The organism is Rhodococcus sp. NPDC057529 (genome assembly GCF_042802055.1).
GTDB lineage: Bacteria > Actinomycetota > Actinomycetes > Mycobacteriales > Mycobacteriaceae > Rhodococcus_F.
In genome coordinates, this window is the sequence record NZ_JBHVEY010000015.1 from 49,170 (window position 1) to 70,955 (window position 21,786).

Below are 21,786 nucleotides of genomic sequence, written 5' to 3' on the forward strand. Positions count from 1 at the left end.
TCAGCTGTCGAGACCCCGGATCCAGTCGGTGAGCGCCCGCACAACCTGTGCGGGCGCTTCCGGCATCAGTGCATGGCTGGCGTTCGGGACGACGCTCACGGTGACCAATTCGCCGAACCGGTCCCGCAATTCGTTCGCCGTCTCGCGCGGCCGGAACGGGTCGAGAGCGGACTGCAGATCGAGAATCGGCTGGTGCGCGACCGCCCACCATTCGTCCTTGGGTGTGGCGGCCGACGCGGCGAGCTGCCGCGTCGACACGTCCGGATACCAGCCGCTGAGCCATTCCGCCGGGTCGTTGCCCGGCGCGAAGAATCCGGTCTGCAGGTAACCGATCCGCTCCGCGTCGGGAAGTGAGGGATCGGCGCACTTCACCGCCAGCGCGGTCAGCGCGGCCGGGTAGTTGCGGGCGCCCGCGGCGGCGACGACGACGCCGCGCACCAGGTCCGGCCGGTCGGCGGCGAGCATTCGTGCGACGTAGTGCCCGAAGGCGTGACCGACGACGACGGCCGCGCCGTTGTCCTGTGCTTCGATCACCGCTCCGACGTCGGCGGCCAGGTCGTGCAGCGTGATGTCCTCCAGTGAACCCACGCTGCGACCGATGCCGCGCGGTTGCGGACGGGAGACCCGGAACCCGTTGTGCGCGAGCCCACTCGCGACGTCGTCGTAGTCGTACGACTCGCGGCCGAGCGAGGGTAGCAGGATCACCGAGGGGCCGCTGCCCTCGACGACGACCTCGATCACGGCCGACGCGGTGTGCACGAATTCCGTCGTCCGCGATTCGGATGGGTTCGCCATGATGATTCCTCCACCAACGTCGAGACCCCGGGCGACGCGATCTCTCGCGTCGCCCGGGGGTATGGGGCCGCGGCTCAGTCCGCGGCGGGATCGAGCGCGAAGTCGTAGGTGACGACCTTACGCCCGGTGTCGTCGAGCTGCGGATCGAGGAGCAGTTCGGGTTTCGTCGCGCCGGCGACGTCGTCGTCGATCCAGTCGCCGCCCGCGAAATACAGCTGCGTGATGATCGGCTGCTTGCCCGGGGACGTCACCCGCAGGTGCAGGTGCGCCGGACGCCACGGGTGCCAGCCGGCGGACTCGATGAACTGACCGGTGGGGCCGTCGGTCGGGATCTGATACGGCGCAGGCTCGATGGTGGTGATCTCGTACCGACCCTCCGCGTCGGTGACGATCGTTCCGCGCAGGTTCCATTCGGGCAGGTGGGGAGCGAACTGCGAGTAATAGCCCTCGTCGTCGGCATGCCACAGCTCGATAATGGCGCCGCCGAGCCCGGTGCCGTCCAGGTCGGTGACCTGGCCCCGGAGAACGAGCGCGGTGTGTGCCCGGTCCTCGTCGCGCATCGGAAGGGTGCACCGCGCGGGGAGATCCGGCGCACCGGGGACGTAGTACGGTCCCTCGATGCTCCCCTTGGTGCCCTGGAAGTTCCGGGAGTTCACCTCTTCGATCTCGTGCTCGACGAACACGTCGAGGAGTAGCGGCCACTCGCCGCCCTCGCCGACGTCGATGAGCCACTGCTTGAGGACCCGGTATTCCGGGTAGGTGACGGCGTGCTTCCGGATCAGCGCGCCCAACCCGGCGAGCGCCTCGGTGGCGATGGCGGACAGGCGTTCCGGTGACGTGTCGGCGGTGAATCTGGCGCCCTTGAACTTGTCGGTGGCGGCGTTGCCGGAGCCGACCGCGGTGGGGCTTTCGATGGTGGTCATGATTCTCCCGGGTCTCGAGGGGCTAGCTGCGGCCGAAGTAGGAGACGTCGTCGTTGCCGATGAGGTCGGGCACCGTCCAGCCGTCCAGGTCGTACTCGGCCAGGCACTGCTCGGCCAGACCCTTCATCGAACTGACCGTTCCCCGGTTCTCCGCGAACATCAGCAGTTCCGCCTTCACACCCTCGTGGTTGCCGGCGTAGTTGCGCTCGTACAGCTCGTGGCGGCCACCGAACTCGCTGCCCACCGAATCCCACAGGGCCTTCATGATCTTCACCCGCTCGACGGCGGGCATGCCCTCGGAGCCGCGCACGTACTTGTCCAGGTACGGCCGGACCTCGGGGCTCTTGAAGTCCGCCGACGACGACGGCAGGTAAATCAGGCCGGACGCGACGTCCTGCTCGATGATCTCCTTGATCCGCGGGTACCCCTGCTGCATGAACATCCGGTAGGTGAGGCCGTATTCGAGCTTGGGGATGACGGTGTCTCCCACCCACGGCTCGGGGTCGCGGATCATTGATTCGGTCAGCGACCAGAACAGGTTTCGCCAGCCGATCACTTCACCGACACGGGTCTGCACGCCGCGGAACCCGCCCGCTCCGGTGGCGTCGAGGGCCTTCATGAGCAGGCCGGCGATGAAATCGAGCTTCACGGCCAGCCGGGTGCAGCCCTGCAGCGTGAAGCGGGGCAGGAACCCCGACTGTGGGAAGAAGGCATTGATCTTCTCCACGTCGCCGTACATGAAGACGTTCTCCCACGGCACGAGCACCTTGTCGAAGACGAAGATGGTGTCGTTCTCGTCCATCCGCGACGACAGCGGGTAGTCGAACGGGCTGCCCATCACCGCGGCCTGCTGGGTGTAGGACGTGCGGCAGATCAGCTTCACACCCGGGGCGTCCATCGGGACGGTGCAGATGAGGGCGAATTGCTTCTTCTTGATCGGCAGGCCGTAGTGGGCGATGAAGTTGTAGTTGGTGATCGCCGAACCGGTGGCGACGACCTTGGCGCCGGAGACGATGAGGCCGGCGTCGGTTTCCTTCTCCACCTTCATGAACACGTCGCCGACCTCGTCCGGGGGAAGCTGCCGGTCTACCGGGGGGTTGATGATCGCGTGGTTCCAGTACAGGACCTTCTCCTGCGATTCCTTGTACCAGCGTTCCGCGTTGGCCTGGAACGGTGAGTACAGCTCTTTGTTCGCATGCAGGGTGCCGAGGAACGACGCCTTGTAGTCGGGGCTGCGGCCCATCCAGCCGTACGTCATGCGCGCCCAGGTGGCGATCGCGTCGCGGTCCTTCAGCAGGTCGTCCGACGTCTTGGACGCCCGGAAGAAGGGCATCGTCACACCACCGTTGCCGGTGTCGGTGGGCGTGGTCAGGGTCTCGACGTGCTCGCCGGTGTGCATCGCGTCGTACAGGCGGGCGGTCATCCGGATCGGGTTGCGGAACGCCGGATGCGTCGTGACATCCTTGACACGCTCGCCGTGCAGGTAGATCTCCCGGTCGTCGCGCAGCGACTCGATGTACTCGTCACCGGTCATGGGGCGCGACGCGAAGTTGGCGGTGCGGTTCGCTTCGCAGTCCGCAGCGACATTGACCTTGCTACGGTCGACGACGGAATCGGGGGCAGCTTCGGTGGTGGTCATGGTGTTTCCCTTCGGTCAGGATTACGAGGCAGCCTGGGCGAGCTGCAAGTGGAGGGGCGTGAACGACGCGGCGGCGTCGAACCATCCGCTGTGGGGGTCGTCGAGGCAGCCGTTCCACGCCGTGGTGCCGGATGCGGCCCCGAGGTCATGGAAGGTGCTGCGGTAGAACAGCAGTGGGTCCTTGGCCGAGTCGACGGACGCGTCGACGATCTCCCCGATGAAGATGACGTGATCGCCTCCGTCGTAGGACGCCCACGGCGAACACGTCAGAGTCGCCGCGTTGCCGGACAGTGCGGGAGCGATGCCGGAGTCGTCCCACACCGGTTCCGTCCGTTGTGGTTTGCCTGCGAAATGCATCGCGGTATCGAGCTGATCGGCGGCCAGGATGTTCACCGCGAACGGCGCGTCATTCAGGTAGTTGCACGCCTTCGACTTCCGGGTCAACGTCACCTGGCACAGCCGAGGTTCGATCGAGATCGCGGTGAACGCGGTGACGGTGGCCCCGTGCGGCTCGCCGTCGGAGTTGGCGCACGTGATCACGGTGACGCCACTGGCGAACTGGCCGAAAATGTTACGGAGAGTGCGCTGATCCATTTTTCGTGACCGCCTTTCTGCACGATTCGTGCGATCACCCCTGCGTTTGGGGGCACCTGCACAACGTATGACGGGCATCACAGTCCGTCGATCCGCATTGCGAACCGCCGATCCGGAACGCGAAACGGGATTGGCGGAGGCGCGGCGCAGGGCCTTGCAGTGACGTGAGTCACAGGTGATGCTAGGGTCGGGAGTTGCTCGAACGCCGCCGAAGCGCGAGGTGAGAGGTCTGGACGTACGTATGCGAGGACGGTTGGAGGGTCCCGGTTTCACCGACTGGGACGAGGTTCACGAGGTGGTCGCGGACGCGTACTTCCCCCATGAACTGCGTCCGCTGTCGAGTGACAACGCCGCGCGATCGTCGCTGGAATCGTCCGACGTGGGGGCGTCGCGGCTCGCCCGGATCGGATTCGGGGCAGCCGTGGCCATCGAGTCCGACCATCCCGGCGCGTACGGCATCAACATCCCCCTGACCGGTCGCATCGTGTCCGTCACCGGCGGCACGGAAGTGACGTCGACGCCGGGACTCGCGACCATCTGTCCGCCCGACACCCGGACCGTGATCACCAACTGGAGCAGTTCCTGCGAGATCATCGGCTTCAAGGTGGACCGGGACTACCTGCAGCGGGAGATGGACCGCGTGCTCGCCAAGCCGGGTCAGATGTTGCCGCGGCAGCTCGACCTGCGCGCGGGCGCCGGAGCGGAGTGGCTCAGGCTCGTCCGTTCCGTCGCCGACCAGGCATTGCACGACGGCGTCCTCCTGCGCAGTGAGATGGTGTCGCAGCAATTGTGTGGTGCCCTGACCACTGCTCTCGTGCTCACCGCGATGCCGGACGACGACACCGGCTCGTCGGGAATCCGCCCCCGCATCGTCAAGCGGGTCATCGACGCGATCCACGAGGATCCGGCACGCCCCTGGACGGCCGGCGAGATGGCCGAACTCGTCGGGGTGAGCGTCCGGCGCATGCAGCAGGGGTTCCGCGAATACGTGGGCATGACGCCGATGGAGTTCCTCGTCGACGTGCGGCTCGAACGTGTGCACGCCGATCTGACCGGAAGTTCTTCCTGTGCAACTGTTTCCGAAGTCGCCACTCGCTGGGGGATCATGCACACCGGCAGATTCGCCGCCGCCTACCGCCGTAAGTATGGTGTGACGCCGTCCGAATCGCTGCGGGACCGCGGCCTCTGAAACGTGTCGGACCCTCGCGATAGTATTCGCACATGAGTTCGACTGGGGGGTCGGTGGGGAGCCGGGTGACGGAGCATCTGTCGATGCTCGCTGCCGCGGTGGACGGTTTGCTCGATGCCGGGCTGGCCGAACTGTCGGACGGCGAGGTGGTCGAGGTGATGCGCGGGGTGGAGCAGTCGCTTCGCCGCGCGGAGGCGGTCTCCCACCGATTGGTGGTGGAGACCGTGGAGCGCTCGGTTCCGGCGAGTCTGGGGTATACCTCGCCGAAGAAGCTGCTGATCGAGGTACTCCGGATCTCGGGCGCCGACGCGTCCGCTCGGGTCACCGCCGCTCGTGAGCTGGGGGTGTGGCACACCCTGGCGGGCGATCCGATGCCACCCGTCCTGCCGGAAACCGCTGCGGCACAGAGTGACGGCGACATCGGACCGGATCATGTGCGGGCGATCGCGAAAGTGATGCGCAAGATTCCCCATGCCGTCGACAACGACGCGGTAGCCGACGCCGAGGCCGTCCTGGCCACCTTGGCGCGAAGCGCAACTCCCGAGGACGTGGAACAGGCCGGGCACCGGCTGCTGGCCTACCTGAATCCGGACGGAAGTCTCGGCGACGACCGCGACCGGAAACGCCGGCGTGGCATTTCGATCGGTCGGCAGGACACAGAACTGATGTCGAGAATCTCCGGCGAACTCGATCCCGTCGCACGGGCGATGCTCGATCCGATCCTCGCCAAGTGGGCACGACCCGGCATGAACAATCCGGACGATCCCGACTCGCCAGCCGGTGACGGCGAAAACCCGGCGATCGATCGTGACGTGCTGGCGGCCGCGGCCGCACGCGATACCCGCACCGCGGCGCAGCGCAATCACGACGCGTTCAGCGCGGTGTTCCGGACACTGCTCGAATCGGGGGTGCTCGGCCGGCACCGGGGCCTGCCGACGACGGTGATCGTCACCATGACCCTCGAGCAGTTGGAGAAGGCGACCGGCGGGCTGGCCACGACGGCCACCGGTGGCCTGCTCCCGATCGAGGACGCACTGGCCCTGGCAGAGAATGCGCATCCGGTGCTCGCCCTGTTCGACCATGCGGGTCGTCCGTTGCACCTGGGTCGACGGCGCCGTCTGGCCAGTGCCGACCAGCGGCTCGCGCTGATCGCGGCGGACGGGGGCTGCACCCGGCCGGGGTGTTCGGCGCCGGCGAGTCTGTGTGCGGTGCACCATGTCACGGACTGGCACAAGGGCGGGCGCACCGACATCGAAGGTCTGGCCCTGGTCTGCGACGCATGCCATGCCCAGGTCAACGACGGACCGGCCGGCTGGGCGACGAGGTCCGCGCCCGCGCATTCCACACACGCGGGCCGGACCGAATGGATCCCACCGCCGCACATCGACCCCACCCGAAGACCGCGCATCAACCACAGGCATCATCCTGGTGAGTTGATCGAGCATGCGCGGGGGAGCCGGTCAGCCCCTGTCACCCACAGTCCACCAGCAGGTGCCGGGGACCCCGCAGTACCGGGTTGGGCCGGTACGGCGGCGGGTCCTCCACGAGACGCGGATTGGGGAGGCGGCGAATGAGTTCGGTGAGCGCCATCTGCGCTTCGAGGCGGGCGAGGGGGGCGCCGAAGCAACTGTGGATGCCGCTGCCCAGACCGACGTGCTGGTTGTCCTCGCGGTCGGGGACGAACCGGTCGGCGTCGACGAAGCGTTCGGGATCGCGATTGGCCGACGCCAAGGCCAGGACGAGCGGCGACCCCTTCGGAACGGTGACGCCGTCGATCTCGATGTCGACGATCGGCGTGCGCTGGCCCAGCAGATGCACCGGCGGTTCGAAGCGGAGCAATTCCTCCACGGCCTGCGGCATCAACGCTGGTTCCGTGCGAAGCCGCTCGAGAACATCGGGATTGCGCAGCAAAGTCAGCATGCCGTTGGTGATGAGATTGACGGTCGTCTCGTGCCCGGCGATGAACAACAGGATGGAGTTGGTGACCAACTCGACGGTGTTCAACTGGCCGTCGGGCCCCGAATCGTTGGCCAGCCCCGACAGCATGTCGTCGCCGGGATTGCGGCGACGGTCCTCGATCAGACCGGCCATGAACATGGCCATTTCCATCTGGGCCTGCTGCGCCGCCTTCACCTGCTCGTTGTCGGCGCTGCTGCGCCGCGGGTCGATGGCCGCCACCAACGCGTCGGCCCAGGCGTGGAACCGGGGTTCCTCCTCGTGAGGCACGCCGAGCAGACGGCAGATGACGGTGACGGGGAAGGGGTACGCGAAGTCGTCGACGATGTCGATGCGGCCCTTCCCGTCGAGCCCGTCGACGAGGCTCGTCACGAGTTCTGCGAGTTCGCCACGCATGGAGTCGATCCGGTCGGGGCTGTGCGGCGGACCGAACTGTCGCGTCGTCAATCGGCGCAACCGATCGTGCTCGGGCGGATCGAGTTTGAGGAAGGACTCCGGCCCGTCGCCGGCACGATCCGCCCCGGGAAGCCCCGGCCCCCTGTTGTGCAGGTCGGAACTGATCCTCGGATCGTGCAGAAGTGCCATCACGTCGTAGTACCGGCCCACGAGGAAGGAACCGTTGTCCTGCGGCGCCACCCGCGTCTCACGAAGTTCCTCGTACAGCGGATACGGATTCGGCCGGTTCGCCTGGTCGGTGATCCGCTCGAACAACTGCGCACGCGACATGGACACTCTCCCTGTTACTTCGGTAGCGAGACGAACTCGACACGACGTTCGGTGGGCAGATGACCGGTCACCGCGACGGTCGGACCGTGACTGAGAACCGCGGGGTCCGGCAACTCCGACGCCCGCACCTCGAACGGCTCCGCGCGGTCCATGACGTCGAAGTCCGGCGGGAACGCCGCCGCCGACTCGATCAGCCCCCGATAGAAGTCGAGCCACTTCCCCTGATTGAACGCCACCGCCGCGGTGACGCGACCACGGAAGCCGTACGCCGCCACGAATCGCCGGTCGGCGACCGAACCCTGGGTGATCACCACCTGATCGGAGTAGGTGGGTATGCCCACCGACTTGATGTTGACGCCGAACTGGCTGGACCAGAACGCCGGAATCTCCAGGTGCGGTCGCCGGCGCAGGCCGTCGTGGATCATGTTGTGCGCCGCGACCTCGGCCTGGCCGATCGCGTTGCCCCAGTGCTCCAGCGCCAGCAACTGGTAGTCGTACAGCGGATGCGGTTGCCGCGCAACGTCACCGGCGACGAACACGTTGTCGGTGACGATACCGTTGATGTCGAACGCCCGGCAGCCGGCGTCGCACGTGACCCCGCGGGGCCCGGCGGCGAGACCGGATCCGAACAGCCAGTCGGTGTTGCGGATGCTGCCCTGCGCGACGATCGCGACGTCGGCGTCGAGTGCGGTCCCGTCCGAGAGGTGCGCGCGGCACAGCCGTCCGTCGCTGTCGCCGTCGAGTCCGGTCACCGTGACCCCGGTGCGCAGGTCGACGCCGTGGTCGCGTTGCATGTCGGCGGCGACCGCCGCCACCACCCCGCCGAGCGCACCGACCAGCGGCGCCGGGCCGCGCTCGGTGACCGTCACGGACAGCCCACGCTCCCGGCACACCGACGCGATCTCCGAACCGGTGAACCCGGCGCCGATCACCAGGACGTGGCGAGGTCCGGCAGACAGCCGTTCGCTCAGGCGGCGGGAGTCGTCGCAGGTGCGGACGGTGAAGACGCCGTCGAGTGCCGCCTCGGACGAGTTCGACCACGGCCGGGCGCGGACGCCGGTCGCGATCAGCACCTTGTCGAACTCGACGGTGTCGCCGTCGCTGAGCACCACCCGGTTGTTCTCCAGATCGAGGGTGGTGGCCCGCACGCCGAGCAGCCATTTCGCGTCGAGGTCGGGACGGTAGGGGAGCGCCGCGTGTTCGGGCGGCATGATCCCGAGGAGCACGGCCTTCGACAGCGGCGGCCGGTCGTACGGTTCGTAGGGTTCGTCGCCGATCAGGGTCAGCGAACCGTCGAAGCCCTGCCCCCGTAGCGCCTCCGCCGCGCGCACCCCGGCGAGCGACGCGCCGACGATGACGATCCGCACGTCACTCCCCATCGTGCTGGGCGGGGAGATCCGTGGTGATGGCGTGCACCGGACAGGCCGCGGCGGCCTGCGACACGTGCTCGCGTTCGTCGTCGGCGGGGCCCGCGTCGTAGAGGAGGGCCTCTTCGCCGTGCAGAGTGAAGACGTCGGGTGCGAGGAACACGCACTGCGCGTAACCCTGGCACCGATTGAGGTCGACGACGAGTTTCACGTCAATCATCCCGATTCTGAACAGTTCTGGTCACACGGGTCCACAGGGACTGCGCGGCGCACGGCCGTCCGATCGCGTCGGGCGGAGACCTCCACCCGAAAACCAGTATTCCGGAATGGCCGGTCTGCTCGGTTTCGATCCGCTGTTCTGGAGCCATTCAGAAATGCGATTCCGCGGACGACCTACTCCCGGGTAGAACTTCGCGGTAGTAACGAGAGTTACAAGTATCTTTCCGGAGTTCGTATCCTGCTGTCGAGAAACAACTTTCGGACACGGTCTCGATTCGGCAACGTAGGCCACCGGTTCGTGATGTGATGTGGTCACACCAGACCGGCAACGCCCAGTGGCGACACCTCCGAGGCGGAATATTGACGATCGAAGCTCACCGCGACACCCGCGCGACACGGCACCTGTCCGCATTGGACGCTGCAATCCAATTCCTGACCACCGCGCGCGGAAGCTCGTACAGCGCGGACCAGGCCTTCGACGAACTACTCGACTCCTCCATGAGGCATCAGGTCGATGTCGGCGATCTGGCCGAAGCCCTCGCCGACCTCGCCGAAGGCATCCGTCCCGATGCCGACGACCATCGCCGGGCCCGCGACGTGGCTGCGCGCGAGTGGGGAGCCTTCCTACCCTAACCGGCGCAGTCGATACACGTCTGGGCGGCGGGGAGCGCGTCGAGCCGAACCTCGGCGATCGGCCGGCCGCACCGGATGCAGAGGCCGTACGTCCCGCTGTCGAGCCGCTGCTGTGCCGCCGCCAGATCCTCGACCTCGCGCCGGGCGTCGGCCAGCAGCGCCGACACCTGGGCCCGTTCGAACGCGATGGTCGAGCCCTCCGGATCGTGCTCGTCATCGTCTGTGGTGAATTCCGACCCCTCCACGATCGCGGTGAAACGGCCGGTCAGCGACGCGATGCGGCGTTCGGCGTCGGCGCGTTCCTCGGCGATTCGGGTGCGATGCTCCAAGGCCGTCATGTCCCGTTCAACATCGCACGCTGCCCGGTGCTTCCCCGATAATCCGCTCGATCGATTGGATGGTGCCCGGCTTCACCGTCGCGCAATACCGGGACCGACTGCGGGAACTCCACGACCGGATCGAGGCGGACGGGCCGTTCGTGGCCCACTCGACCCGGTTCCTCGTCGATGCCCGCAAACGCGGCTGAGTCAGCTCGTCGCCCTCGACTCGTCGAGAGATTCCCGGATGATGTCGGCGTGCCCGGCGTGCTGGGCCGTTTCACCGATGATGTGGAGCAGGACCCGGCGCGCGGACCAGCGCGATCCCGGTTCGAACCACGGCGCCTTCGGCAGCGGATGCGAGATGTCGAGGTCGGGCAGCGCGGCCACGATCTCGTCGGTCCGGTGCGCCACCTTCGCGTAGCGGTCGAGGACGCCGGACAGGGTCTCGTCGTCGCGGAGTGTGAATTCCTTCTCGCGATTGCCGGTGCCCGTCCCGTCCACGGGACCACCGCGGACGGCGTCGGTGCCGCGGACGATGAAATCGGCCCACACCTGTTCGGTGTCCGACACGTGTTTGACGAGTCCGCCCAGGCAGAGCACGCTCGCCGTCGGGCGCCGGGCCGCCTGCTCGTCGGTGAGGTCGCGGACGGTGTGGCGGAGCAGGTACCGGTGCTTCGCCAGCGACTCCAGCAAGTCGGCACGCTCGCCGGCAGTCGACGTTTTCGCGGTCGAGGTCACGGGGATCACCTGCTCCAGCCGGTCCGATGATGGCGCATTCGACCGTAGCGGTCAGCCGCCGTGCGCGGTGACATAACCGGTCGCGCGGCCGTGGGTGTCGAGTTCCCACCCCATCCGCTTCCGGGACCGGAGCGTCACCGAGGAGTCGATGATCTCGAGGCTGGGGGCGCGGGTCTCCAGCCACTCCTGCAGCCGCAGCAGGTCGGGCAGCGAGGACACCCACATGCTGACGAGAAAGTTCGCGGGTCCGGTCATCGACATGCACAAGCGCAGTTCGGGGCGGGTGTTGACGACCTCCACGACGTCGCGGTGCGCGCGCACAGGCAGGCGGCACCACCACGTGACGGTGATGGGCCACCGCGTCGCGTTCTGGGCGACGTCGCAGCGCAGCACCACGGCGCGGGAGCGCAGCAACCCGGCGAGTTGCCTGCGGACCGAGGACGCGGGCCGGTCGATCACGGCGGCGATCTCGCGCGCGGACGCCCGGCCGTTCCGGGTGAGTTCGCGAACGAGCGCGCGGGCGACCTCGTCGGTCAGGCTCTCCGGCCGGCTCGATCCGGACTGCGGAGGGGTGTTCTCCAGTGCGGCGATCGCGGCGGACTGCGCCGTGTCCAGGGAGTCGAGGCGCCACCGGCTGCCCTCCGCGTGGAGTGCGGTGCACGTGTGCGTCCGGGTCGAATTCACGCTCGGGTGGCGGGGCAACTCCTCGAGCACCAGGTCCGACAACTCGTGCAGCGATCCCGTCTGCACGGTCAGGATGAGGTCCCGGCCACGCGCCGCATGCTCGATCGACGACACCCGCGGGTCCCGGGTGAGCGCCTCGACCAGTGCTTTCGTGCCTGCGAGGTCGCACGTCACCTCGATCATCGCGGTGAACGCGCCCGCACCCGTCATCGGCGCGGGGTAGGCGGTGATCCAGGCCAGCCCGCGTTCGGTGACCGATTCCCACCGCCGTGCGAGGGTCGCGGACGTCGCGCGCAGGATCGGGGCCAGCTCGGCCCACGTCGCCCGGGGGCGGATCTGCAGGGCGTGAATGAGCGAAAGCTCGGATTCGGTCAGCATCTCGCTCATAAAGCTCTTCCTGATTCGGTGAGAATGATCGTTTTCGACGTTCTCAGCGGTCCGTCATTCCGTGGCTCACAGCATATGACCACCGACGCATTCGGTCCCGAAGGTGACCACCGACATAAGGGAGAGCAATGGATCTCTTGGACGACGCCCGCGCTCTGCAGGGCGACCTCGTGCAGTTGCGGCGTGTACTACACCGCGAACCCGAGGTCGGTCTGGACCTGCCGCGCACGCAGGAAACGGTCCTCGCGGCGTTGGACGGACTGCCGCTCGAGATCTCGACGGGAACCCGCACGACGTCCGTGACCGCGGTACTCCGGGGTGGCCGACGCGCGGAAACCGCCGCGCAGACGGTGCTGCTGCGCGCCGACATGGACGGACTGCCGGTCACCGAGCAGACCGGACTCGACTTCGCGGCACAGAACGGTGCCATGCACGGATGCGGGCACGACCTGCACACCGCGGCGCTCGTCGGGGCCGCGCAACTGCTCAGCCGGCACCGCGACCGGTTGGCGGGCGACGTCGTCCTGATGTTCCAGCCCGGCGAGGAGGGGTGGGACGGCGCCAAGGTGATGGTCGACGAGGGCGTCCTCGATGCGTCCGGTCGGCGCGCGGACACCGCCTACGGCATGCACGTCTTCTCCTGCCAGAAGCCGCAGGGCCGGTTCTTCTCCAAGGCGGGCACCCTGCTCGCGGCGTCGTACAAACTGACCGTCACGGTGCGCGGAGCGGGCGGCCACGGATCGTCCCCGTCGACCGCCCGGGATCCGATCACCGCGATGGCCGAGATGATCACGTCGCTGCAGACCATGATCACCCGGACGTTCGACGTGTTCGACCCCGTCGTCGTGACCGTCGCGAACGTGCGGGCCGGGTCGCGCCACAACATCATTCCCGACGACGCGCGGTTCGAGGCGACCGTCCGGTGTTATTCGCCCGCCACGTACGAGAAGGTGCCGGGGGCGCTGCGCAGGGTGCTCGAGGGGGTGGCGTCCGCGCAACGCGTCGACGTCGAGGTCGACGTGGCCCCGGAGTTCCCGATGACGATCAACGACGTGGACGAGGTCGCGTTCGGCGCCGAAGTCGTCAGCGACCTCATGGGCGAGGACCGCTACGAGACGGTTACGCATCCGATGGCCGGGTCCGAGGACTTCTCCTACGTCCTGCAGGAGGTGCCCGGCGCGTTCATCGGGTTGGGCGCGTGCATGCCCGGCGCCGATCCCGTTGCGGCTCCCATGAACCATTCGCCGCGGGCGCAATTCGACGATGCGGTGCTCGCCGACGCCGCCACCATCTACGCCGGGCTGGCCGTTCGACGGCTGGACAAGGCGCACTCCGACGACGCCCGGCTCGAGACTGCCGCGGCCGGAGGTGACGCACGATGACCGGGATCGCCACCGAGAGCGGGGCCGTGAACGCAGGCCCGCCCACCGTCCGTCAGCGGTCCGAGCGCTGGGAGAAGGCCCGCGCGATCGTCGGCGTGGGCACGGGCAACGGGATCGAGTACTTCGACTGGACCGTCTACGCCACGTTCGCCGCGTTCTTCGCCCCGCAGTTCTTCCACACCGGATCTGCCGTCTCCGACCTGCTCGCGTCGTTCGGCGTCTTCGCCGTCGGATTCGTCGCCCGCCCGTTCGGCGGTCTGCTGTTCGGCTGGCTGTCGGACCGCCGGGGACGCAAGCTGTCCATGACGCTCGCCGTCGGCCTCGCCGCGATCGGCAGCCTGGTCATCGGCCTGACCCCGACCCATCAGACGATCGGCATCGCCGCGGCGGTGGTGCTCGTCGTGGCGCGGCTCGCGCAGGGCGTCGCCCACGGCGGCGAGTTGCCGTCCGCGCAGACGTACATCGTGGAATTCGCGCCGACGGCGCGGCGCGGACTCTGGTCCAGCCTCATCTACATCTCCAACACCACCGGAGTGGTCGTGGGCACGCTGCTCGGCGCCCTGCTCACCACGACGCTGAATTCGGAGCAGATGGCCGACTGGGGCTGGCGGGTGCCGTTCCTGCTGGGCGGCGTCCTCGGCCTGTTCGTGCTGTGGATGCGGTCCCGGATGAGCGAGACCGAGGTCTACGAGGAGTCGGGTGACGACACCGCGAAGCAGTCGATGTGGCAACTGTTCGTGGCGCACCGGCGGCAGGTGTTCCAAATCCTGTTCTTCACGGTCGGCGGCACCGTCGTCTACTACGTGTGGGCGGTGTCGGCGCCGGCGTACGCGATCACGGTCCGGGGTATCGATCCGTCCGGCGCACTGTGGGCCGGCGTCGGCGCGAACCTCGTACTGATTGCGTCGCTGCCCTTCTGGGGCGCGGTGTCGGACCGGATCGGACGCAAACCGGTGCTGTACATCGGCAACCTCGGCATCGCGGCCCTGCTGTTTCCGCTCAACGCCATGATCGGGCACAGCGCGCTCACCCTGTTCTTCGCGATGGCGATCGCCCTGTTCGTGATGGGCGCGCTCCTCGCGGTCATGCCGGCGATGATGGCCGAACTCTTCCCGACCGGGCTGCGCGCCGCCGGTGTCGGGGTGCCGTACTCGATCGGGGTGGCGGCATTCGGTGGGACGGCGGCATACGTCCAGACGTTCTTCGCCGACCGTGGGTCGCCGGAACTGTTCGAGTGGTACGCCCTCGCGCTCATCGCGGTCTCGACCGTCGCGCTGGTCACGATCCCGGAAACCCGGGGCCGGGATCTGGCCGCCCAGCACTAGCCCACGTGAGCGGCAAAGTGTGCTCCGGCACGCTTTGCCGCTCACGTGTGGGATCTTGAAGCGGTGAAGACACACTCGGTACGAATGGCGCGAGCCGCGGCAACCGTCGCGATCGCCTCCCTCACGGTCGCCGGCACCTGCCTCGCCTCCCCGGCCGCGTTCGCCGACGAGACGGACCGCACGGCGGGGAGCGTCGTGGACGTCGAGCCGCTGCCCGCCGACCTGTGGATCCCCGGCACCGCCGACGCACAGCGGATCACGTACTGGTCGATCGGGTCCGACGGTAATCCCGCACTCAGCAGCGGCGCCGTGTACGTGCCGCCGGGGGAGGCGCCCGACGGGGGCTGGCCGGTGGTGGCCTGGGCGCACGGCACATCCGGACTCGCCGACGACTGCGCCCCCTCGCTCGTCGGCCCCGCACTCCCCGAGCGGGACTATCCGTACCTCGGCCGGTGGCTCGAGCAGGGATACGCCGTCGTCTCCACCGATTACGTCGGCCTCGGCACACCCGGTGTGATGCCGTACCTCGACGGAAGGGTCGAGGCGCACAGCGTCGTCGACTCGGTGAAGGCGGCCCGCGCCGTCGACGAGTCGCTGTCGAACAAGTGGGTGGTGGTCGGACAGTCGCAGGGTGGTGGGGCCGCGATCACGACCGCCCGCTACGCCACCGAGTTCGGCGGGGAGACGCTGGACTACCGCGGGGCCGTGGGAACGGGCGTTCCCGCGAACATCGAACTGGCGCTGCTGCCGCTCGGCCCGGGGGTGCCGCCCACGGCGCTCCCCGCCGGGCTCACGTCGTACCTGTTCTACATCCTCGCGGGACTGCGGTCGGCGCACCCCGAGATCGACCTCGACTCGTATCTGACACCCCTCGGCGCGCACTACGTGGACGCTGCGGAACAGCTGTGCGTCAACGAACTTCACGACGCCGCGGAAGGGGTGGTGGTCGGCGACCTGTTCAGCAAGCCGTTGAACCAGATCCCGAACTTTCACGGCCTGCTCGTGGACTACATGGGCGTCCCGGCGAGCGGATACGACCGTCCCCTGTTCATCGGGCAGGGGCTCACCGACATCGACGTGCCGGCGCCGTCGGCGTTCTCGCTGGTCGCCGCGCTCACCGCGAACGGTGAGCCGGTCACGTTCAAGACGTATCCCACCGACCACAGCGGCACGCTCGTCGATTCGCAGGCCGACACCATCCCGTTCGTGCGGGGCCTGTTCGGCTGACCGATCGGGGACTGTCCTGAATCCGGACAGTTGCCCGCCGCGTCCGCGGGCACTATGGCGTGGGTCACACGGTGTGGGTACGTTCGGATGTGAGTCGTGCACCGGTGCACGACCGGATCCGCGCGCGGCAAGGAGTCGAGGTTGGAGTTTGGCGGCACGACCGGGCACGCGGCGATGCGGCCGGAGATCGCGTTGTCCTGGAAGCGTTCGGCGCTCAGCGGGCTGGAACCGACGTCGACGCCGAGCGATGACCCCTGCCCGGACCTGGACAAGTCCAGTCGGCTGCTGCAGGCGGCCCGGCCCGTCCTCGACGAGATGCAGCAGCAGATCCAGGGCACGGGTTTCTGCGTCCTGCTCGCCGACCGCGACTGCCGCATCGTCGCCCGGCTCTTCGACGGCCGCAAACTCGAGCGGCTCATCGACGGTGCCGGGGCGGTGCTGGGGTCGAGGTTCGGCGAGGACTGCGTCGGGACCACCGCGCTGGGGACGCCGCTGGAGGTCCGGCGCGGGGTCGTGATCCACGGCGAGGAGCACTACCTCGAGCGGTTCAAGGACCTCAGCTGTTACGGACACCCGATCGTGCATCCGGTGACGCGCCGCGTCGAGGGCATCCTCGACATGACGGGCGTCGCGTCGCGGGCCAATCCGCTGTTCGCCCCGTTCCTGGCCCGCGCGGCCGCCGACATCGAGCGACGACTGCTCGAGGGGTCCCGGGTGTCGCAGCAGCGGCTCGTGGACGCGTTCCAGCGGGTGTCGCCGCAGAATCAGATGGCGGTCACCGCGATCGGCGAGGACATCCTCCTCAGCAACCGGGTTGCCCTCGATCTGCTCCAGGTGTCCGATCACGCGACGCTGCGGGGGCTTGCCGCGGATCTGCGCCCGGAGCAGTCGAAGACGGTGCGGATCCAATTGTCCTCGGGTGAACCGGCGTTGGTCCGTGCCGACCACGTAGCGGGCACCGACGGCGGCGCGGTGTTCGTCGTCCGCCCGGACCGCCGCACGAGCACGCCCATCCGGCGCGGCAAGTCGCCGTCGAGTTCCGTCGTCGAACGCAGCAGGTCGGAGTTGTCGCGGCTGCGCGAGACCCGGGATCCGGTGGTGATCAGCGGCGAACCGGGAACCGGCAGGACCACGGCGGTCCGCGATCTGGCCGGCGACCGGTCGCTCGTATGTATGGACGCTGCCGCGATCGCTCTCGACGGCGCCGCGGCCTGGATCGATCGACTGCTCGCCCTGGCGGCGGGACCCTCCGCGGTCCTGGCGATCGAAGAGGTGCAACTGCTGCCCGAATCGATGCTGCCGCTGGTCGTGAAGATGCTGGCGGCCGACGCGGGTCCCCGGATCGTGATGACCAGTTCGCCGCTCGGCGACCTGCCGCCGGGAGTGGCCGGTCTGGCAGGCCGGTGCCCCGGACAGGTGGTGCTGCCGCCGCTGCGGCAACGCACCCGCGAGTTCGCGGACATCGCGCAGGCGGTCCTCGACTCCGTCGAACCGGGCCTCCGGCTGTCCGCGAGCGCGCTGGACGCTCTGATCGCCCGCGACTGGCCGGGCAACATCGCGGAACTGTCCGTCGTGCTGCAGGCGGCCGCGCGCGGGCGCACCAGCGCGCACCTCGCTGTCGCGGATCTGCCCGACCAGTATCGGACGCCGCCGCGGGTGTCGCGGCTGGCAGGCCGTGAACGCGCCGAACGCCAGGCCATCGTCGACGCACTGCAGGAAAGTGGCGGCAACAAGGTGCACGCCGCGGCCGCGCTGGGCATCAGCCGCAGCACGCTCTACGTTCGGATGCGGGCCCTCGATATCACCGTCTAGCTGCAGTTTCATCCACCGATCCGCGACCGTCCGGAGGTGTCCGAAGTCAGGACAGTTAGTGATATGGCAATCAGTGCACTATGAGCCACGTCACATTCACAACTTCGGAGGTTTTGATGACAGCGACGATCGAACCCAGCCAAGCGGAACTCTTGCCGTCGGTACGGAACTTTCTGTCCGGCACCAAGCGATTCCTCGTCGGCGGGCAGTGGGTGGAATCGGCCAGCGGCGAGACGTTCGAGACCGTCGACCCCGCCACCGGGCAGGTGCTGACCACCGTCGCACGCGGGGGCGCCGAGGACGTCGACCGTGCAGTCCGGGCCGCACGCACGGCGTTCGACGAGGGCCCGTGGTCCACCATGAAGCCCAACGAGCGCGAACGCCTGATCTGGCGAGTCGGTGACATCCTCTCCGAGCGCGCCGAGGAATTCGGTCAGCTCGAGGCACTGGACAACGGCAAGTCGGCGGGCATCGCCGCGGCCGTCGACGTCGCCTGGTCGGCCGACATCTTCCGCTACTTCGCGGGCTGGGCCACCAAGATCGAGGGCAGCACCGTCAACGTGAGCATGCCGTTCGTCCCCGGCGGCCAGTTCCACGCGTACACGCTGCGTGAGCCCGTCGGTGTCTGCGGACTGATCGTTCCCTGGAACTTCCCGCTGCTGATGGCCGCGTTCAAGCTGGCCCCCGCACTCGCGGCGGGCAACACGGTGATCCTCAAGCCCGCGGAACAGACCCCGCTCACCGCGATCCTGCTCGGCGAGGTGTTCGAGGAGGCCGGCTTCCCGCCCGGCGTCGTCAACATCGTCACCGGCTACGGCGACGCCGGGGCCGCGCTGTCGGCTCACGACGACGTCGACAAGATCGCGTTCACCGGATCCACCGAGGTCGGGAAGAAGATCGTCGACGCCGCCCGCGGCAACCTGAAGAAGGTGTCGCTCGAACTCGGCGGCAAGAGCGCCAACGTCGTGTTCGCGGACGCGGACTTCGACGCCGCCGTCACCGGATCGCTCAACGCCTGGCTGTTCAACCACGGCCAGTGCTGCGTCGCAGGCACCCGGATGTTCGTCGAGGACAGCATCTTCGACGACTTCACCGCCGCGGTCGCCGAGGCCGCGAGCCAGGTCAAGATCGGCCCCGGACTCGATCCCACCACCCAGCTCGGACCGCTCGTGTCGCAGGAACAGTTCGACAAGGTCACCGGTTACCTGGCCGCCGGACTCGCGGACGGCGCCCGCGCCCTCACCGGCGGAAAGCGCTGGGGCGACACCGGCTTCTACGTCGAGCCGACGGTGTTCGTCGACGTGAAGCCCGAATTCAGCATCGTCGAGGAAGAGATCTTCGGCCCGGTCGTCGCCGCGCTGCCCTTCAACGCGGAGGAGGGCGTCGCGAAGGCCGCGAACAGCAGCATCTACGGCCTCGCCGCCGGAATCTGGACCAAGGACCTGTCCAAGGCGCACCTCACGGCCCGCCAGCTCAAGGCCGGTTCGGTGTGGATCAACCAGTACAACGGGTTCGACACCGCCATGCCGTTCGGTGGATACAAGCAGTCCGGGTGGGGGCGTGAACTCGGGGCCACCGCCATCGACCTCTACACCCAGACCAAAGCCGTCAACATCGCACTCTGACCGTCACTCAACGAGGAGAAGACATGAAGACCAAAGCAGCGGTTCTGCTCGAAGCCGGCAAGCCGTTCGAGATCATGGAACTCGAACTGGATGGTCCGGGACCCGGCGAAGTGCTCATCAAGTACGTCGCGGCAGGCCTGTGCCACTCGGACCTGCACCTCACCGACGGCGATCTGCCGCCGCGTTATCCCATCGTCGGCGGGCACGAGGGGTCCGGCATCATCGAGGAGGTCGGCCCCGGTGTCACCAAGGTGAAGCCCGGCGACCACGTGGTCTGCAGCTTCATCCCGAACTGCGGCACGTGTCGCTACTGCGCCACCGGCCGTCAGAACCTGTGCGACATGGGCGCCACCATTCTCGAGGGTTCGATGCCCGACGGCTCGTTCCGGTTCCACTCGGGTAAGGACGATTTCGGCGCCATGTGCATGCTCGGCACGTTCTCGGAGCGGGCCACCATCTCGCAGCACTCGGTGGTGAAGGTGGACGACTGGCTCCCGCTGGAGACCGCCGTCCTCGTCGGCTGCGGTGTGCCGTCCGGGTGGGGCACCGCGGTGTACGCCGGCGGCGTGCGCGCCGGTGACACCGTCGTCATCTACGGCATCGGCGGACTCGGCATCAACGCCGTGCAGGGCGCCGTCAGTGCCGGCGCCAAGTACGTCGTGGTGGTGGACCCGGTGGCGATGAAGCGGGAGGCCGCCCTGAAGTTCGGCGCCACCCATGCCTTCGCCGACGCCGCGGAGGCCGCCGCGAAGGTCAACGAATTGACCTGGGGGCAGGGCGCCGACCAGGCGCTGATCCTGGTCGGGACCGTCGACGAGGAGGTCGTGCAGAACGCGACTGCCGTCATCGGCAAGGGCGGCACCGTCGTCATCACCGGTCTCGCCGACCCGGCCAAGCTCACCGTGCACGTGTCGGGCACCGACCTCACCCTGAACCAGAAGACGATCAAGGGCACGCTGTTCGGATCGGCCAACCCGCAGTACGACATCGTCCGCCTGCTGCGGCTGTACGACGCGGGTCAGCTCAAGCTCGACGAGCTGATCACCACCAAGTACACGCTCGAGCAGGTGAACGAGGGCTACCAGGATCTGCGGGACGGGAAGAACCTGCGTGGCGTGATCGTCCACGCGTAGGCGGCTTCGCCGCCCGTGCGCGGTTGACGAGTCCAGAGACTCGCTAACCGCGCACGGGTGCGGAGCGCCACACGTCGGCGAGCAGGTCGTACGTCTTCAGCCAGGACTCGGTGTTCTCGGCGTGGGAGGCGACGATCAGCTCGTCGGCCTGCGCGTGCTCCGCGAACTCGTCGAGGTACGTCTTGACCTCGGTGGGTGTGCCGACCGCCGAGTACCGCACCATCTGCGCGACCTGCTGACCCGCGGGGGACGTCATGATGAGGTCGACCTCCTCGGGGGTGAACTTCTGACCGCGTCCGACCATCTGCACCACCCGTCGCCGCAGCGAGGCCTCGAACTGCCGGTGCGCGTCCTCCGTCGTGTCGGCGGCGATGGCGTTGACGCCGGCGATCACGTACGGCTCGGACAGCTCCTCGGACGGTTCGAATCGCTCCCGGTACAAAGTGACGGCGTCGACGAGCGAGTCGGGGGAGAAGTGGGACGCGTTGGCGTAGGGCAGGCCGAATTTCGCGGCGAGCTGCGCGCCGAACAGCGAGGATCCGAGGATGTACAGGGGAACGTTGGTGCCCTTGCCGGGGATCGCATCGACGCCGGGCACCCGTGACACGCCTTTGAGGTACGCCTGCAGTTCCAGGACGTCCTGCGGGAACCGGTCCGCGGACGCCGCGTCGCGGCGCAGTGCGTACATCGTCTTCTGGTCGCTGCCGGGGGCGCGGCCGAGCCCGAGGTCGATGCGGCCGGGGTGCAGGGTCGCGAGGGTGCCGAACTGCTCGGCGATCGTCAGCGGCGCATGGTTGGGCAGCATGATGCCGCCCGCGCCGAGCCGGATGTTCTGGGTGTGGGCGGCGACGTGCGCGATGAGGACACTCGTCGCCGAGGAGCCGATCGACGGCATGTTGTGGTGCTCGGCGTACCAGATGCGGCGGTACCCGCGGGTTTCCGCGAGTTGCGCCAGTTTCACGCTCGCGTCGAAACTGTCCCGCGCCGTGTCGCCCTCGCGGATGTAGGCCAGATCCAGAATCGACAGAACAGCACTCACGGGCTTCTTCACCTTTCGTCACCGAGGTGCGAGAGGTTAGCCTCGCGCACTACCTCCGGATACAACCGCGGAG

20 protein-coding genes and 1 pseudogene are annotated in these 21,786 nt (G+C 68.1%); 10 read left to right on the forward strand and 11 right to left on the reverse strand.

The genetic code is table 11. The features are described 5' to 3' along the window. From ACFU5V_RS27230 to ACFU5V_RS27245, 4 genes are all read right to left on the reverse strand, one after another. Nucleotides 1–795: an alpha/beta fold hydrolase gene (locus tag ACFU5V_RS27230; RefSeq protein WP_378703046.1), complete on the reverse strand. Its 795-nt coding sequence runs from the start codon at nt 793–795 to the stop codon at nt 1–3. 74 nt (nt 796–869) lie between these two features. After that, nucleotides 870–1,718: a catechol 1,2-dioxygenase gene (gene catA / locus ACFU5V_RS27235; protein ID WP_219459498.1), complete on the reverse strand. Its 849-nt coding sequence runs from the start codon at nt 1,716–1,718 to the stop codon at nt 870–872. A 22-nt stretch (nt 1,719–1,740) separates the two neighbouring features. Next, a complete protein-coding gene (locus ACFU5V_RS27240) occupies nt 1,741–3,357 on the reverse strand; it encodes a 4-hydroxyphenylacetate 3-hydroxylase family protein (RefSeq protein WP_378435790.1) in 1,617 nt (538 codons plus the stop codon). Nucleotides 3,358–3,378: 21 nt separating this feature from the next. Further along, nucleotides 3,379–3,951 carry a flavin reductase family protein gene (locus ACFU5V_RS27245; RefSeq protein ID WP_378703047.1) on the reverse strand — a complete coding sequence of 191 codons (573 nt, stop codon included), beginning with the start codon at nt 3,949–3,951 and terminating at the stop codon, nt 3,379–3,381. Nucleotides 3,952–4,192: 241 nt separating this feature from the next. Between ACFU5V_RS27245 and ACFU5V_RS27250 the strand changes: the two genes are divergently transcribed. Next, nucleotides 4,193–5,140 carry an AraC family transcriptional regulator gene (locus ACFU5V_RS27250; RefSeq protein ID WP_378703048.1) on the forward strand — a complete coding sequence of 316 codons (948 nt, stop codon included), beginning with the start codon at nt 4,193–4,195 and terminating at the stop codon, nt 5,138–5,140. A 32-nt stretch (nt 5,141–5,172) separates the two neighbouring features. Next, nucleotides 5,173–6,714 carry a DUF222 domain-containing protein gene (locus ACFU5V_RS27255; protein ID WP_378703049.1) on the forward strand — a complete coding sequence of 514 codons (1,542 nt, stop codon included), beginning with the start codon at nt 5,173–5,175 and terminating at the stop codon, nt 6,712–6,714. Here ACFU5V_RS27255 and ACFU5V_RS27260 read toward each other — a convergent pair. From ACFU5V_RS27260 to ACFU5V_RS27270, 3 genes are read right to left on the reverse strand one after another with little or no spacing between them, the layout of a single operon-like run. Continuing rightward, complete coding sequence (locus ACFU5V_RS27260) at nt 6,611–7,822, reverse strand: cytochrome P450 (RefSeq protein ID WP_378703050.1); 1,212 nt, start codon at nt 7,820–7,822, stop codon at nt 6,611–6,613. The two genes, ACFU5V_RS27255 and ACFU5V_RS27260, sit on opposite strands and share 104 nt — an antisense overlap. Nucleotides 7,823–7,836: 14 nt before the next feature. Further along, a complete protein-coding gene (locus tag ACFU5V_RS27265) occupies nt 7,837–9,201 on the reverse strand; it encodes an NAD(P)/FAD-dependent oxidoreductase (RefSeq protein ID WP_378703051.1) in 1,365 nt (454 codons plus the stop codon). Then, nucleotides 9,191–9,409, reverse strand: coding sequence for a ferredoxin (locus tag ACFU5V_RS27270; RefSeq protein ID WP_378435777.1), 219 nt, complete (start codon nt 9,407–9,409; stop codon nt 9,191–9,193). Before ACFU5V_RS27270 ends, ACFU5V_RS27265 begins: the two co-directional genes overlap by 11 nt. 359 nt (nt 9,410–9,768) lie before the next feature. Here ACFU5V_RS27270 and ACFU5V_RS27275 point away from each other — a divergent pair, with 359 nt between their 5' ends. Beyond that, nucleotides 9,769–10,041 carry an ANTAR domain-containing protein gene (locus tag ACFU5V_RS27275; protein WP_378435775.1) on the forward strand — a complete coding sequence of 91 codons (273 nt, stop codon included), beginning with the start codon at nt 9,769–9,771 and terminating at the stop codon, nt 10,039–10,041. Here the strand turns inward: ACFU5V_RS27275 and ACFU5V_RS27280 are convergent. Next, nucleotides 10,038–10,379: a TraR/DksA family transcriptional regulator gene (locus ACFU5V_RS27280; protein ID WP_378435773.1), complete on the reverse strand. Its 342-nt coding sequence runs from the start codon at nt 10,377–10,379 to the stop codon at nt 10,038–10,040. The genes ACFU5V_RS27275 and ACFU5V_RS27280 overlap by 4 nt on opposite strands. Nucleotides 10,380–10,420: 41 nt before the next feature. Between ACFU5V_RS27280 and ACFU5V_RS27285 the strand changes: the two are divergent. After that, nucleotides 10,421–10,567, forward strand: a pseudogene (locus ACFU5V_RS27285) (SAM-dependent methyltransferase); the annotation flags it as partial. A 1-nt stretch (nt 10,568) separates the two neighbouring features. Here the strand turns inward: ACFU5V_RS27285 and ACFU5V_RS27290 are convergent. Together ACFU5V_RS27290 and ACFU5V_RS27295 are read right to left on the reverse strand one after the other, a co-directional pair. After that, complete coding sequence (locus ACFU5V_RS27290) at nt 10,569–11,108, reverse strand: DinB family protein (protein WP_378703052.1); 540 nt, start codon at nt 11,106–11,108, stop codon at nt 10,569–10,571. Between the two features lie 42 nt (nt 11,109–11,150). Continuing rightward, the gene (locus ACFU5V_RS27295) at nt 11,151–12,170 is read right to left on the reverse strand and encodes an Lrp/AsnC family transcriptional regulator (protein WP_378435769.1); all 1,020 of its coding nucleotides are present in this window, start codon (nt 12,168–12,170) and stop codon (nt 11,151–11,153) included. A 128-nt stretch (nt 12,171–12,298) separates the two neighbouring features. On the opposite strand from ACFU5V_RS27295, the gene ACFU5V_RS27300 reads away from it, so the two are divergent. The 6 genes from ACFU5V_RS27300 to ACFU5V_RS27325 all read left to right on the forward strand — a co-directional run bounded on the left by ACFU5V_RS27300 (nt 12,299) and on the right by ACFU5V_RS27325 (nt 20,674). Next, nucleotides 12,299–13,552, forward strand: coding sequence for a M20 family metallopeptidase (locus ACFU5V_RS27300; protein WP_378703053.1), 1,254 nt, complete (start codon nt 12,299–12,301; stop codon nt 13,550–13,552). After that, nucleotides 13,549–14,877, forward strand: coding sequence for an MFS transporter (locus ACFU5V_RS27305; protein WP_378703054.1), 1,329 nt, complete (start codon nt 13,549–13,551; stop codon nt 14,875–14,877). The genes ACFU5V_RS27300 and ACFU5V_RS27305 overlap by 4 nt, the downstream gene beginning before the upstream one ends. Nucleotides 14,878–14,961: 84 nt before the next feature. Further along, nucleotides 14,962–16,104, forward strand: coding sequence for a lipase family protein (locus tag ACFU5V_RS27310; RefSeq protein WP_378703055.1), 1,143 nt, complete (start codon nt 14,962–14,964; stop codon nt 16,102–16,104). 174 nt (nt 16,105–16,278) lie between these two features. Further along, complete coding sequence (locus ACFU5V_RS27315) at nt 16,279–17,916, forward strand: sigma-54-dependent Fis family transcriptional regulator (RefSeq protein ID WP_378435792.1); 1,638 nt, start codon at nt 16,279–16,281, stop codon at nt 17,914–17,916. Nucleotides 17,917–18,032: 116 nt separating this feature from the next. Then, on the forward strand, nt 18,033–19,541 hold the full coding sequence (locus ACFU5V_RS27320) for an aldehyde dehydrogenase family protein (protein WP_378435763.1): 1,509 nt from the start codon (nt 18,033–18,035) through the stop codon (nt 19,539–19,541). A 23-nt stretch (nt 19,542–19,564) separates the two neighbouring features. Then, complete coding sequence (locus ACFU5V_RS27325; protein ID WP_012689426.1) at nt 19,565–20,674, forward strand: NDMA-dependent alcohol dehydrogenase; 1,110 nt, start codon at nt 19,565–19,567, stop codon at nt 20,672–20,674. A gap of 43 nt (nt 20,675–20,717) precedes the next feature. Here ACFU5V_RS27325 and ACFU5V_RS27330 read toward each other — a convergent pair whose 3' ends face one another. After that, complete coding sequence (locus tag ACFU5V_RS27330) at nt 20,718–21,713, reverse strand: LLM class flavin-dependent oxidoreductase (RefSeq protein ID WP_095862723.1); 996 nt, start codon at nt 21,711–21,713, stop codon at nt 20,718–20,720. Nucleotides 21,714–21,786 lie beyond the last annotated feature (73 nt).

What these genes read in the sequence shown, in the direction of transcription:
- catA (WP_219459498.1), bottom strand. Translation starts at nt 1,718, where the DNA reads ATGACCACCATCGAAAGCCCCACCGCGGTCGGCTCCGGCAACGCCGCC.
- ACFU5V_RS27255 (WP_378703049.1), top strand. Translation starts at nt 5,173, where the DNA reads ATGAGTTCGACTGGGGGGTCGGTGGGGAGCCGGGTGACGGAGCATCTG.
- ACFU5V_RS27280 (WP_378435773.1), bottom strand. Translation starts at nt 10,379, where the DNA reads ATGACGGCCTTGGAGCATCGCACCCGAATCGCCGAGGAACGCGCCGAC.
- ACFU5V_RS27320 (WP_378435763.1), top strand. Translation starts at nt 18,033, where the DNA reads ATGACAGCGACGATCGAACCCAGCCAAGCGGAACTCTTGCCGTCGGTA.
- ACFU5V_RS27325 (WP_012689426.1), top strand. Translation starts at nt 19,565, where the DNA reads ATGAAGACCAAAGCAGCGGTTCTGCTCGAAGCCGGCAAGCCGTTCGAG.
- ACFU5V_RS27270 (WP_378435777.1), bottom strand. Translation starts at nt 9,409, where the DNA reads ATGATTGACGTGAAACTCGTCGTCGACCTCAATCGGTGCCAGGGTTAC.
- ACFU5V_RS27260 (WP_378703050.1), bottom strand. Translation starts at nt 7,822, where the DNA reads ATGTCGCGTGCGCAGTTGTTCGAGCGGATCACCGACCAGGCGAACCGG.
- ACFU5V_RS27265 (WP_378703051.1), bottom strand. Translation starts at nt 9,201, where the DNA reads ATGGGGAGTGACGTGCGGATCGTCATCGTCGGCGCGTCGCTCGCCGGG.
- ACFU5V_RS27245 (WP_378703047.1), bottom strand. Translation starts at nt 3,951, where the DNA reads ATGGATCAGCGCACTCTCCGTAACATTTTCGGCCAGTTCGCCAGTGGC.
- ACFU5V_RS27310 (WP_378703055.1), top strand. Translation starts at nt 14,962, where the DNA reads ATGGCGCGAGCCGCGGCAACCGTCGCGATCGCCTCCCTCACGGTCGCC.
- ACFU5V_RS27230 (WP_378703046.1), bottom strand. Translation starts at nt 795, where the DNA reads ATGGCGAACCCATCCGAATCGCGGACGACGGAATTCGTGCACACCGCG.
- ACFU5V_RS27300 (WP_378703053.1), top strand. Translation starts at nt 12,299, where the DNA reads ATGGATCTCTTGGACGACGCCCGCGCTCTGCAGGGCGACCTCGTGCAG.
- ACFU5V_RS27240 (WP_378435790.1), bottom strand. Translation starts at nt 3,357, where the DNA reads ATGACCACCACCGAAGCTGCCCCCGATTCCGTCGTCGACCGTAGCAAG.
- ACFU5V_RS27315 (WP_378435792.1), top strand. Translation starts at nt 16,279, where the DNA reads ATGCGGCCGGAGATCGCGTTGTCCTGGAAGCGTTCGGCGCTCAGCGGG.
- ACFU5V_RS27250 (WP_378703048.1), top strand. Translation starts at nt 4,193, where the DNA reads ATGCGAGGACGGTTGGAGGGTCCCGGTTTCACCGACTGGGACGAGGTT.
- ACFU5V_RS27295 (WP_378435769.1), bottom strand. Translation starts at nt 12,170, where the DNA reads ATGAGCGAGATGCTGACCGAATCCGAGCTTTCGCTCATTCACGCCCTG.
- ACFU5V_RS27305 (WP_378703054.1), top strand. Translation starts at nt 13,549, where the DNA reads ATGACCGGGATCGCCACCGAGAGCGGGGCCGTGAACGCAGGCCCGCCC.